The sequence below is a fragment of the Lentilactobacillus kefiri genome (assembly GCF_007989105.1).
Taxonomy (GTDB): Bacteria; Bacillota; Bacilli; order Lactobacillales; family Lactobacillaceae; genus Lentilactobacillus; species Lentilactobacillus kefiri.
On record NZ_BJVK01000002.1, the window covers coordinates 54,079 to 67,430 of the forward strand.

At 40.8% G+C, this 13,352-nt stretch carries 6 protein-coding genes; 4 read left to right on the forward strand and 2 right to left on the reverse strand.

The window, feature by feature from the left end; translation table 11 throughout:
* Positions 1–11: 11 nt before the first annotated feature.
* Positions 12–836 (forward strand): hypothetical protein, encoded by an 825-nt coding sequence (locus LKE01_RS01135; protein ID WP_054768849.1) that lies wholly within the window; start codon positions 12–14, stop codon positions 834–836.
* Positions 837–1,029: 193 nt separating this feature from the next.
* On the opposite strand, the gene LKE01_RS01140 is transcribed toward LKE01_RS01135, so the two are convergent.
* Together LKE01_RS01140 and LKE01_RS01145 are read right to left on the reverse strand one after the other, a co-directional pair.
* The gene (locus LKE01_RS01140; protein ID WP_020281312.1) at positions 1,030–1,251 is read right to left on the reverse strand and encodes a P8 family protein; all 222 of its coding nucleotides are present in this window, start codon (positions 1,249–1,251) and stop codon (positions 1,030–1,032) included.
* Positions 1,252–1,338: 87 nt separating this feature from the next.
* Positions 1,339–1,716, reverse strand: a complete 378-nt coding sequence (locus tag LKE01_RS01145) for a glycine cleavage system H family protein (protein WP_056980943.1) — start codon at positions 1,714–1,716, stop codon at positions 1,339–1,341.
* An 85-nt stretch (positions 1,717–1,801) separates the two neighbouring features.
* Here LKE01_RS01145 and lplA point away from each other — a divergent pair, with 85 nt between their 5' ends.
* From lplA to LKE01_RS01160, 3 genes are all read left to right on the forward strand, one after another.
* Positions 1,802–2,824: a lipoate--protein ligase gene (gene lplA, locus LKE01_RS01150; protein WP_056980942.1), complete on the forward strand. Its 1,023-nt coding sequence runs from the start codon at positions 1,802–1,804 to the stop codon at positions 2,822–2,824.
* Positions 2,825–3,002: 178 nt separating this feature from the next.
* Complete coding sequence (locus tag LKE01_RS01155; protein WP_056980941.1) at positions 3,003–11,831, forward strand: DUF7601 domain-containing protein; 8,829 nt, start codon at positions 3,003–3,005, stop codon at positions 11,829–11,831.
* A 475-nt stretch (positions 11,832–12,306) separates the two neighbouring features.
* The gene (locus LKE01_RS01160; RefSeq protein WP_054768840.1) at positions 12,307–13,335 is read left to right on the forward strand and encodes a ketopantoate reductase family protein; all 1,029 of its coding nucleotides are present in this window, start codon (positions 12,307–12,309) and stop codon (positions 13,333–13,335) included.
* The last annotated feature ends 17 nt before the right edge of the window (positions 13,336–13,352 follow it).

A 13,352-nucleotide genomic window follows, 5' to 3' on the forward strand; every position in this document is an offset into this window, starting at 1 on the left:
GAGGTATCTTCATGAAAAGAATCGGATCAGTGATTAAAAACACGATGCTTATTGCTGGTATCATCGTGATCGGAATCATGGTATCTCCAAGAGTCGCTAAAGCATACACAAATCTTGGAGATAACTTAAATATCGACTATGTTCAATTGAAACGACCAATGTTCACCGGTTATTATACAAAGGTGAACGGTCATAGGGGCCATCGAGTTATCACCCCCAAGGGAACCATTATGAAGGTGCTGGGAATGTCTGGCACCACGGTCAGTCTAAGCTATGACTTAATCAGCTATCAGAAGATGCAGCGCATGTACAAACCGACTCACCCGGCATCTTATAACACACCGCACTACAATACCAAGTATTTTCGGCCATATAAGTTGAAGCTGCCGGTTAGGGATGTCCCGATGCAGAGTGGCAAAGGGTATGTTTACTCCAAAGCGGCCTATTATAAGCCAATCTTTTATATTACGATGGATGGCTACCTTCAGTATTATTCCAATGCCCGATTAAAGCATTACGATGTTAAAAATATTTTTGAATCAAAATCCGGTTCTCAGTATGCAAATCCACTTTGGCAAATAAAGCCGACGGCAAGTGTCAAAATCAATCATTTTAAAACAGTTGGCAAGACATCATACGTTTATTACAAGAAGCCGGTAAAAGGACTTGTGGAAAAGAAAGTTTCTTCAAAGTACTATCGTTTGTCTATTAAAAAAGGTGTCAATAAAACTCAGTCATGGGGAAATGAAGATTCAGCGTGGACCGTCTGGTGGACCACTTACACAGTTGGTGGCCATCCATTCTTCTTTATTCGTGAGGAAGAAGCAGACAATTAATTTGTTTCACCATATGGATATTTGCAGATAAGCGATGAATGGTTATTTTTGAATTTCATATTTAAATGTAATTGGGAGACTGAAAATTCAGTCTCCTTTTTTGAGTAAAAAAATAACCTCCAAGCTAAAAGCTTGAAGATCATTTGAATGCCTAGCACGAAACGAGTGCGGGTATTTTTAGGCCACTGATGAATTACTTCTTCAATAATTCTTCAGCTTTGCTCTTAAGATCATCAGTTGACATGTTCATGTAAGGTTCAACATCTTTTTCGGTCTTGAGGGTATCGTGGTCGTTCTTTTCCATGTAGTAATCCCAAATAGCATCACGGACTGGTAATTTATCATCGCTCCAGTCAAATGCTTCAGACATCTTCTTGTTCAATAATGGAGATTCTGCACCTGGTTCTTCTGCCATAAAATATTACCTCCTTCTATTTGATCTACTTTCATTATAGTTCTTTTTTGAAAAGTGGTTAAATATTTGTTTAATTTATTTAGAATTCTATTTTGCCGGGGCAATTTTAGCAATCCAATTCACTTGTGGATCGGGGGTATTCAGGCGTTCGATGTCTTTGCCAATATCCTTGTTTCGGTCAATAATTTTACCGGAAATTGGTGATTTGAGTGTTTCCACGGATTTGTCACCTTCGATATCCAACAAATCGTCGTCGGTCTGAATATTATCCAGTTGGTTGGGAAAGTCGGCAAAGGTAATTTTTCCCATCAGGTCATAGACAGACTTGTCGATACCCAACAGGTAGTTGCCATCTGCATCCTTGGCATACCAAATGCCATCCTTAACCTGGACGTCAGAAAACGCCGGTTCTTTTTTGCCAGTAAAAAAATTAATAATTTTCTGCCAAATTGAATTTTTCGCCATAATGACACCGCCTCAATATTATTTACCTCAATTATACCGTATAATTGGAGATGTACTAGAATTTGAACAAGGGGGGGATTGTCAGATGTATTTAATCGATATTTCCAGAAATGGTCAACCTAGTTTTGATGCCCGGGTGAACCAATCGTTGGATAACTATTTCGTAAATGATTTGAAGCTGCCAGGCCACGGATTTATGTTCTATATTAATCAGCCGTCCGTGATTATTGGTCGAAATCAGAACGTTTGGGCCGAAGTCGATATTAATTATTTACACGAACATGATATTGAACTTGTCCGACGAACTTCCGGTGGTGGCGCGGTATACCATGACATGGGCAACTTTATCTTTGAAAATATATTAACTGATAATGCCGATGACTTCGGTGATTACGGTCATTTTGCCGAACCAGTTTTAAAAGCCCTTCGCAAGCTTAATATTGATGTCAAAATGAAGGAAAATTCCAGTGACCTGATTTTGAATGGTAAGAAATGGTCGGGAATGACAATGTTCAAAAGTGGCCAGGGTCTGGCCGCCGGCGGTACGATTATGTATGATTTAAATATTGAAAATGCTAAAAAGGTTTTGACCGAGGACCAAATGGAAAAGCAGAAAGGTCTGGGAGTTCGCTCTAAAAGAAGCCCAATCATTAACCTGAAAGACTTTCTTCCTGATGGCATGACGATGGATGATTTCCGTGAATACTTGTTAAAAGAAATATTTGCCGTCAAATCGCTGGATGATATTGAAACTTATCATATGTCTGAAAAAGATTGGCAGAACGTGGATAAACGTCTGGCAGAAACCTATGGAACTGATGAATGGAACTTTGGCCATAATCCCGGTTATTATGATTATGCCGATCAAACATTTAGTGCAGGTAAGTTGGGGATTAATTGGACAATCGACGATGGCAAATTAGTTCATCTTAAATTCAATCCGTTCTTTAAAGTCAGCGGTCATTTGAAAGATGTGGAAGCTGGTCTGGTTGATAAGAAGCCAAGCCGTTGGAACGTTAAACGGGCAGTTAAAAAAGCTGAAATAGAAAATATTGATAATGAAGCTTTAACTGATTTTCTTGTGGATAACTTTGATAAAAGTGAATAAAACCGTGTTAGATAGGGCTGGAGCAAGACGTAAAATCTTGCTTTCAGCCTTTTTATTATTGAAAAAAATCCATTTATCTTCACACTTTCCTCAAAATTTATGAACATTTGTACGATATGCTTATCAAATCAATAAGAAGAGGATGCTTTAAAACTTGAGCATATGGAGGATGTAAGTTATGAAGAAACGGATAAGCTTTTTAATCCAAGCAGTCGGGGTTTTAACCCTGGTGCTTGGAAACTTTTTTACCGCAGGAACGGCATTGGCCGATGTGATTTCCACCAAGGAAGTTGTTGCGGATAATGCAAAAACCATTGATGACAAGTGGGCTTTGGTGACGCAATCAAAGCTTAATGAAGACGCAAACCTGGCGTTTGATTTAACGGTTGGTGGCCTCTCACAGGCAGGAACCGTTAAGTTTGACTACAATGCGGATTATTTCAAAATTAAAGATAAAAAGTTCCAATTTAAAAATGGTAATACCAAAGTTGTTGTGGATATTGATGGCGAAGACTCCACAATTTCATGGACAAACGCGATTGATAAGACTGATCTGGAAGTGATCCTTCCGGTGAAATTTAACCGGACAGTTAATGATCGTGAGCTGGATTTGGTGGTTGATGACGAGGAAATCAAGCTGCCAACACTAACTGTTCTTGATGAAGACGAGAAGGTTAAGCAAGATCCGACTGTCGAAAAGCCGGACGGTGATTTATCTGACGACAATATTTTAAAGGAAGCTCTTGCAGACGAAAAAGCTTCTGATGAGGCTGAGGCAGTTCGCCAAGAACAATCAGCAAACAAGGAAAAGGAAGCTGCTGAAGATGAGTCTGATGATGCTCAAAAAGAAACGAAAATCGACGAAAACTCGTCACAAGCCGATGCCGTTGAAGAGGATAAGCAATCAAACCTTGAAAAGGCAGAAGCACTGTTGAAAGAGAAACGGGCAGCTGATCAAAAGAAAGCCGAGGAAAAGAGTCGCCAAGCAATTGAAGACCGTAAAAAGGCCCAACAGCAAAGCCAACCAGCTCAATCAAGTGACACCAAGACATTGAAGAATCGTGGTGAAGCAAAAGAAGCTGAAACACCACAGACACCTGATGTGGCAGATTTGAAAGGGGCTAAGGAAGCTGTTGCTGACGATGATGCTGAGGGTGAGGAGCCGAGTGATAATCAATTATCTCAGCAATTATCGTTGAATAATGTATTTGAGGACGAAGAAGGGTCACGTGACATCACTGATCTAATCAAAGGCGCAGATACACCACAATTTTTTAAATCAATTAAATTTACTTATACGGATAAAGACGGCGAAACAAAGTCCAAAGATGTGCCTCCGGTTCTTGATGATATATTGGAACTCCCTGAGGTGCTACAAATTCATAAAAATATTGAAATCGAATATGAATGGGACATTGATACCATCAAAGAAAAAGCTGGCCTTGATATCGAGAATGGTGATTACTATAAATTTGATCTTAAAGGGCTGACATATGATTACGGTAGTGATGGCGACTTTGATGAATACATCAAATATAACGGCAAAACAATTGGCCGTTTCATCATGAAGCCGACTGCCGATAAATATATCCAAAACGTTAAGATTATCTTTCTTCCTGGTGACCTGGAAGGTGTGACCAACATTACCTACAAGGCAAGCTTGAAGACGGCCATTAATGCTGGTGCTGAAGAAATTTCTTTCGGCGAAAGCACGACTGGCAAGGGAGAAATCGGCGTTAAAGAAGAACTTGTCTCGATTGAAAAAGACGGTGGATTCTATACCAAAGAGGCGACTGGTTCCGAGCAATCGGAGGATGTCACGAATTTTGACATGCTTGAATGGACATCAAATTTTAAAGTCAAGAAAGGGCAAGAGGCAACCCATGTTGAACTGAGGGAACAGTTTGGTGGTAGTTATGAAACGAATAAAGACAAGGTGGATTACGAATTTACTATTGAAACCTCTGATGGTAAAAAAACCATTATTGATGATAAGAACAGTTCTGAATATAAAGAGATTATAGCTAGCAGTCCGATCTTTAAATTCAATGTCGAAAGTCTCAAACTGTCAGCTAATATCGTTGGTATCAAAATGAAGATGGTAACGCCAGTCACTAATCAGAATGAAAGAACTTTTAAGAACGATATTCGAGCTTCGACTGTTAAACTTGCATCTAAAGAAGAGACTCAAACAGTTTATGTGCATGCACAGTTTTCGCGTAAAGATGATGAATTGACGAAGACTTCCAAAGTTGATAAAAACGGGAAAATCAAATATACCGTTCAATTCACAGTCAAAGAAGAACAGAATAGCATTACTTTGAAAGATACGCTGAACACTGACAAATTCGAGTTTAGTACGGAAAAGCAAGATTACACATTAGAACCCACAACCGATAATTGGCTGTCAGAAGGCCCCTCAGTTAGCGGTAGAACAATGACCATTAAGTTTAAGGACGACCTGAATCCTGGACGATATAAATTGACATACATTGTTAAGCCGGTTGATGGTGTTACTGATAAAGACTATAGCAATGTGAGCAACACAGTTGAAGTGAACGGTCAAAAGAAGAACAACAAATTTGGCCCCGCCTTTAACAGTAAGAACCTTGTAAGCATGGACTGGCAGAAAATGATGACCAGTTGGAGTATTCACGTTAACCAAACGGATCGTGACGTAAATGGGCAGTTTGTGATTACTGAACCCGTAAAAGGCGACAATCCAAATTATCTGGATTTTAAGGCTTTTTATAAAAGCTTTACCGAAGACGATGAGTTAACTGATCAAGTCAAGAAACATATTGCATTTCTTAAGAAAGGTGAAACAGATCCTAAATGGGAATATAAAGTTGACAAGGGAAAGACATACTGGAATGGCGACCCGAACGATCAGCGTGAGGCATTCACTGTATCTTACGACGAGACAAATGATCAAATTAAGATTACGATGTTGAGCCTTCCTAAAGATGAAAACAAATTTGCTATTTATCTGTACGACGTTCCCATGGATAAAGAAAAAGTGTTGGCCGCTGAACAGGGTGAATTGGGTTCGATTTGTAATTATGCTGACGTGAAGTATACCGGTTCTAAAGATAAAAACACCGTTCCTTCATGTCAAAAACAGTTTGAAAATATCAAGAGCAACATCTCCAAGACTGGAAAACTATCAAAAAATTTCCTCAAGGATAAAGTTATCGATTGGACGACTACTTTCAATTACCGTCAATACCTGGGCTCAGATGAACGAAAAGTTCTGGTAACTGATGGAATCGATATTACGGATGAAGTTGGTGAAGATGACATTAAGGATGCTGATGGTAAAACGACTGCCCGTCATCTTCAGGATATTAAGGAACATTTGGTGAACAGTTTGCAGGTTTCTCTTGGAAAAATTTCGAAAAATGGTGAAAAGGGTGAGGACTTTCAAAAATTAGACCCAGACCAATTTAAGATTGATGTTAATGTTCATAAAAATCAAAAGGTTACATTTAATTTGAAATTGTCTGACGCTGCTTATGAGGAGCTCTATCAGAAAGCAGGCAAGAAGGTTATTGAACTGAAATATCAATCCAAGGTTACCGATTTTAAAGCAGATGATGAAAAGACATACGAGCATTTGAAGTCTTGGACATTTAACAACGAGGTTACTGCCCAGTGGAATAAGGATGATAAAGGCAAATATCATAACGAGTTGTCTGCAACTGCCAAAGTTTCATACACGGACAACGGTTATCTGTTAAGCAAAACCGGTGTTCAAGAGGAAAATGGTATTGAGTTGCATGAAAAGGATGAACAAGTCAAAAAAGTTGGAGCCGTTAAATGGAGTTTGGCTATCAATGGAAATGGTTACGAACTTCAATCGCCGGTTAAACTGACTGATACACTGAGTGGTGGACACTACCATTTGAAGACCACCGATAACCAATATCGATTGAAAATTTATGAAGCCAAACGATCATTAAGTAACGGCAAAGTCATCTATACCAAAGATACTAGCAGTCCTCTATCTGAAGGGGATGACTACACTGTTGAATATTCTGACAGCTTAAATACAATGGTTGTGAAATTTAATCGTGCATATGCAGTCAAGACGCCGTTACTGGTTGAATATTACACAGTTACTTCCAAAACAATTGGAACATCTTACAGCAATGAAGTGAAATTAACGATTGCATCAAAGAACTTCGAAGATACTGAAGAAGTTGAATCAAGCGCGACTGTGGCTGGTCAATACACTACTTTTGCTGCCAATATCAAGAAGGTGGATTCAGCCACCGGTTCACCTCTACAAGGAGTTAAGTTCCAAGTACAAATGCTCCTGAAGGATGGGACTTGGAAATCAGTTGGAGAAGAAAAAGCAACTGATCAAGACGGCTTTGTTTCCTTTGATGGCCTTTACGATAAGCCAACTTACCGAATTGTCGAAACCAGCGGTCTGCAGAACTACGATGACAGATGGGTTTCGAAAAACTTTACGATCGCAGATGCTCAAGAAGAGTCCCATGACGGTAACGAAAACACTTATTGTATGACCGCCGAAAATCATCGAACCAATGCATTAAAGATCAAAAAGACCGTTACTAATTCTCTCAGCGTTAATAAAAACGATAAATTTGAATTCAAAGTTTTTGTCACTGATAAAGAAGGTAACGTTGATACCGACTTTAATGATCAGTTCAAATACACGGTTAACGGAGAAAAGGAAGATGTCGTTATTTTTGAAAATGGCGAATCAACTAATCTTCCCGAGATAAGTGACGGTCAAGTCATTACAATTACGGGTTTACCACAGGACAAATACTACCGGGTAGTTGAATCGGTAAATGGTTCTTACCGGGCAACCCACACCCTCGACAATTTGACGATTGTTGATGCTGATGGAAATGACGGCAATAAGACTGACACTTTCCAGATGCAGCAAGGTAAAGATGCTGCTACAGGAATTGTGAAATTCACCAACGATGCAAAAACGACCCACTTTGGTTTCTCCAAGAAGATTGAGGGTCCCAATGCCAGTGCCGACAAAGATAAACAATTTGAATTCATGATGAAAGTGATGGATGAAAACGGTGATGTCAACGACGACTTTACTGGCGAGATTGAGGGAATCAAGCACACAACTAACGGGGATGTTAATGTGAAGTTTGACTTCCAAAACGGCGTTGCCAAAGAGATGACTTACTCAGATGGAAGTCAATCACCAATCGAGTTGAAGACTGGCGAAAGCTACCGGAACATCAAGTTACCAGCCAACGTGAAAGTGAAAGTATACGAAAAACAAGATACTCAGTACGCGGAAGTTCACTACCAAATTGGCGATAGCGAGGAAAATGAAGCCGGTGAGTCTGACGAAGATGGGTGGAAGGTTGTTGGACCGATAGTCGCAGATAATTCAACCGTAAAAATCATCAACAAGCAGGTTCATAACCAGTTTGAATTTGAAAAGGTTGTGGCCGGTACCATGCCCGAAGGCGTTACAGACTTCACATTTACTGTTGAAGCCGATGACAAGGACACTAAAGATGCTGTGAAGGGACAATCATTTAAGGCAATTACTAAGAATGCCACAACTGATAGGGTGATTAACTCAGGCCAAATTATTTTTGACGACAACGGAAAAGCAACTCAGATCAAATATGGTACTGATGAATTCACTGAAGCCGTTGATATCAGTCTTGAGGACAACCAGAAACTAGTCCTTCCTGATTTACCGCAGAAGGCGACTAAATTTAAAGTGATTGAGACAACAACCGGTCACTTTGATACGAACACGCATGTCGACGGTGAAGAAAAGAAGACTGATAGCAAAGAAGCTGTGATTGAATTGAATCGGGAAGATGCTGAGAATTCCATTCAATTTGAAAACATTTCACCAGATCTCGTACCGTTTACGCTTAAGAAAACGGTAAGTGGAAATGTTGCTCCGGCAGATAAGGATAAAGAATTTACGTTTGATTTAACAATTAAGAATCCGCCTGCAAATTGGGGTGGTAAGGATCAAAAAGAGTTCAAGGCACTTAAAAGTGATGCCAATGATCAGCACGACTTAATATTTGTTAAACAAGCTGATAATTCATATCTTGCTGAAGGAATAACGTTAAAGGCTGATCAGTCAATTACCATTTATATTTCAGAAGGGCTCCAAATTGAAGCACAAGAAACCGAAAATCATGGTTTCAAAGTTAGCCACAAATTTGGCAGCCACGAAGAAGATGGGGATACTCATCAGATTACAACAAACAAGGATATGCCTGAACTGATCTTTAATAACCATTCTCAAACAACGGGAATTGAGGTTAAGAAGACTGTTAAATCTGAAGAAAAGGATCAACTTGACGAATCAGATTTTAACAAGAAATTTAAATTCAAGGTTCATGGCGCAACTGAAGATGGCGGTGCGTTGGATGGAACATTTACACTTCGCAAATTTGAAGTAAACGGTCAGTACAGTGATCGGGAAGTTTCATTTAATAAGAACAATATTTTGAACTTTAACCTCCAACACGATCAAAAAGCACAGCTTCTCGGTCTGCCAATCGGAGCCAAAGTTCAGGTAACTGAAACGAACTATGATGGCTATGACCCAAGCTACAAAGTAAACGAAAATTCCGAGAAGCAAGGGGACAAAGCCACTGAATTTGTGACCCAAGAAGGTCATCTCGGCACGGTTCATTTCACCAACACCAAGCAAGTCCCGGAAGAAGCCAGCTTGATGGTTAAAAAAGTCCTCGCCGGGCCAGTGACCGACGAAGACAAAGCGTTCAAGTTTGAATTCCGAGTAACTGCGACTCCAAAAGACGGGGAAACAGATGAGCTGAATGGTAAATTTGATGCTGAAAAGTTGGACCATGAAGGTGACACAACCGACATTGAAGTTGAATTTACTGATGGCAAATCGGAAGAGCTGAAACTTCAAGGCGGCGAGTCGATCAACATTAAAGGTTTATCAACCGATTACAAGTACAGTGTCAGTGAAGCATCACTTCCAGAAGAGATGATGTTTGAGACGTCATACAATGTCAACAACACAACTGACAAAGGTGGCAACGAAACTCAACCAATCACACTGAAAGATGGTCAAGAAGGCAAAGTGGTTTTCACTAATACCAAGCAAGTGCCGGAAGAAGCCAGCTTGATGATTAAAAAAGTCCTCGCCGGTCCGGTGACTGACGAAGACAAAGCGTTCGAGTTTGAATTCCGAGTAACTGCGACTCCAAAAGACGGGGAAACAGATGAGCTGAATGGTAAATTTGATGCTGAAAAGTTGGACCATGAAGGTGACACAACCGACATTGAAGTTGAATTTACTGATGGCAAATCGGAAGAGCTGAAACTTCAAGGTGGCGAGTCTATCACGCTTAAAGGCTTACCAACTGATTACAAGTACAGTGTGAGCGAGAAAACGCGTTACCAACGGTTCATGTTTGAAACGTCTTATAACGTTAATGACACAACCGACAAATACTGCAGCGATACTGAACCAATCACACTGAAAGACGGCCAAGAAGGTAAGGTGGTCTTCACCAATACCAAATTTGAAGTCGAAAGTGCTGAACTGGAGATCAGTAAGAAAATTGCCGGCGGTGGGATCATTGATGCCGATAAGAATAAGACGTTCGAGTTTGCAATTGAAACCGATGCAAGTGTCAATGGCGTCTTTGACGCTGTGGTCAATGGTCACGATAAAGCGAAGGTTGAATTTACGGACGGTAAGGCGACCGTGAACCTGCAAGCCGACGAACGAATTGTGATTAAAGACCTGCCAAGTGAACACAACACGTACACTGTCACTGAGCTGAACGGTTCCGGTTTTAAGACCCAGTACCAGCTTAACGGGTCGCGAACTGAAGACGGTGTGAAGACTAAAGAATTCAAGCTAAACGATGAAGAACGGGCAACGGTGGCCTTCACTAACAGCAAGGAGTCACCAAAGCTTGCCAGCTTGAAGATTAACAAAGAAATTGCTGGCGATGGTCTCACATCAGCTGATCATGACCGTGACTTTAACTTCCGAATTTATTCAGCTGTGACTGGTGAATTCAAGACAGTCAAAATGGATCAGCATGGTGACTCACATGACATGACTGTGAAGTTTGCCGATGGTCAGTCAGACGTGATCACTTTGAAAGACGGTGAATCACTGACCGTCAACGGGTTACCAATCGACTACACTTTTGCGGTTGGCGAAGAGCAGGTTGATGGTTTTGCACCGACTTATAAAGTTAATGGTGCCAAGATTCAACAGGGGATGACGACACAAACATTCAAGTTAACCGAAGATCAAAAGGGGACGGTTGAATTTACCAACACCAAGAATGGTGAGATGGAACTTGGAATCCTTTCTGTAAGTAAATTTGTGAATGAAATGGGAGATAGAACTCGTAAGTTCCAATTTCACATTGAGGTGACCGACGGCTTGAACAATCCGTTAAATGGCACGTTCAAGACTCAGGTAACCACTAACGGCAAGGTAACCGACGGAACCATCGAATTGAATGGTGGAAATGGTCAATTCACGTTGACTCATGGCCAGACCATTAAATTCTATTTACCACTTGGTGCCAAGTATGAGGTGGCGGAACGGGATTATTCAAAAGATGGTTATGTAACGACGGTGACGAAGCGAAACGCCGTTGTTAATAATCCGACCGTTACAGGAACAGCAACCAAAGAAGATGACGCGATTGTTTACCACAATGATTTGGAAGACGATGAAGCAGTATTACCAATTCCGGGTGAAGAAGATACTGACGATGACTCCGATTCGTCGGATGATTCATCAAGTGGCACCCTCGATAGCAATCCGGCTTCCGGATCAACGGGAACAACTGGGACAACAAACGGTATTGATAGCCCAATGGGAATCCCATCTTCAGGATACGTTGGAAAATCAGTGCTTCCACAGACGGGTGAGGACAACAATTCACTCCTGATGGTGATCGGAATGTTCATGTTGGTAACAATCATTGGTGTGGGAAGTTTGTACTATGCCAAAAGAAAATCATAGAAATGAGGAAAATGTTGAAAAATAATAAAATTAAATGGATTTTTCAAAAGGCTGTCAGAGATTGCTCTGGCAGCCTTTTACTAACATCCTAATGCAAGAAGTTCACATTATTTTCTCAAAATGTGTTGACATATTCTAATCTGTCTATCATAATACGAATTATCAATTTGAAAGAAGCTTTCTACAAGATTCCTTAACAGAAAATCCATTCAGCGGCTGAGAGATGGTATCGAAATTGTAGATTGTGACTTTCATGCTTTTACCCATAAATCGGTGAGCGTGAGTTAGCCGGTTTCGGACTTGTCCGTTAAAGCAAGCAATGAGTGGATACGAAAAGTATCTATGAAGGTGGTACCGCGGCCAATTGTCGTCCTTTTGTCTTAGTGACAAAAGGGCGATTTTTTTGTATCGCGGTTTGCTTTAGTGGGGTTGATGAAATTGATGACAACTTTGGACAGGAAAGGAAGTTTTATTTATGAAATATACAGTTTTAGGTGCAGGTGCAATGGGATTGAGATATGGTGTGCTTCTTCAAGAAGCCGGCTTTGATGTGGACTTTGTCGATACTTGGGATGAGCAAGTTGAAACGGTTCGGAAACAAGGTGGCGTTTATGTATCACGGGATGGTCAAAACCGTCACCTGGTGCCGGTCAATGTCTATTATCCTGAAGAATATAAAGGTGATCCGGATGTGCTGATTGTCTTCACGAAACAATATCAGCTGGCCGATTTCTTAAAACGCTGCGCACGTTTCTTTAATGATAAACAATATGTCGTAACCTGTATGAACGGTATGGGGCACGTTGAAAAGCTCAATCAATACTTCCCTAAAGAACGGTTGCTTGGAGGAACTGCACTGATTGGAACTGTGCTAAATAAAGCTGGGGATGTCGACTTCATTGGACCTAAGGGTGCCGGATCGATGAACATCGCCAACGAAACCGAAAAGCCCGATGCCATGACCCACAAGATTGTCGACGAGTTCCAGAAGGCTGACCTCAATCCTAATTTAACCACCAACTTCATGGGAACTTTGATGGCCAAGGTTGTCTTTAATTCTGTCATCAACACCCTTTGTACGATGTTTAAGATCCGAATGGGTGAATATATCCAATCGCCAGTTGCTCAAAAGCTTGGTGTTCAACTGATCGATGAAGCCTTTGACGTTTGCGAACGTGCCGGGATTACTTTATTAAACACCCGTCAAGAGGAGTGGGAGACCGTTAAATACGTCAGCACCGTCTCCAACCCACTGCATTTTCCTTCCATGTATCAGGATATTTCTAAAAACCGGGAGACCGAAGTTGATTACATCAACGGATATATCTATGACCTCGGCTTGAAGTATCATTATGAAGCCAAGACCCACGATTTCTTGAGAAACCTGGTTCATCTAGCTGAATTTGCCGGAACCTTCGACGTTGACGGTTATATGAAGTCAGTTCTTGAATGTGATAAGAAGGCGGCCGTCAAGACCCCAGAGGAACATGTGGCAGAAGCTTAGTGATGATTTAAACGAAA

What these genes read in the sequence shown, in the direction of transcription:
- LKE01_RS01135 (WP_054768849.1), top strand. Translation starts at nt 12, where the DNA reads ATGAAAAGAATCGGATCAGTGATTAAAAACACGATGCTTATTGCTGGT.
- LKE01_RS01140 (WP_020281312.1), bottom strand. Translation starts at nt 1,251, where the DNA reads ATGGCAGAAGAACCAGGTGCAGAATCTCCATTATTGAACAAGAAGATG.
- LKE01_RS01145 (WP_056980943.1), bottom strand. Translation starts at nt 1,716, where the DNA reads ATGGCGAAAAATTCAATTTGGCAGAAAATTATTAATTTTTTTACTGGC.
- lplA (WP_056980942.1), top strand. Translation starts at nt 1,802, where the DNA reads ATGTATTTAATCGATATTTCCAGAAATGGTCAACCTAGTTTTGATGCC.
- LKE01_RS01155 (WP_056980941.1), top strand. Translation starts at nt 3,003, where the DNA reads ATGAAGAAACGGATAAGCTTTTTAATCCAAGCAGTCGGGGTTTTAACC.
- LKE01_RS01160 (WP_054768840.1), top strand. Translation starts at nt 12,307, where the DNA reads ATGAAATATACAGTTTTAGGTGCAGGTGCAATGGGATTGAGATATGGT.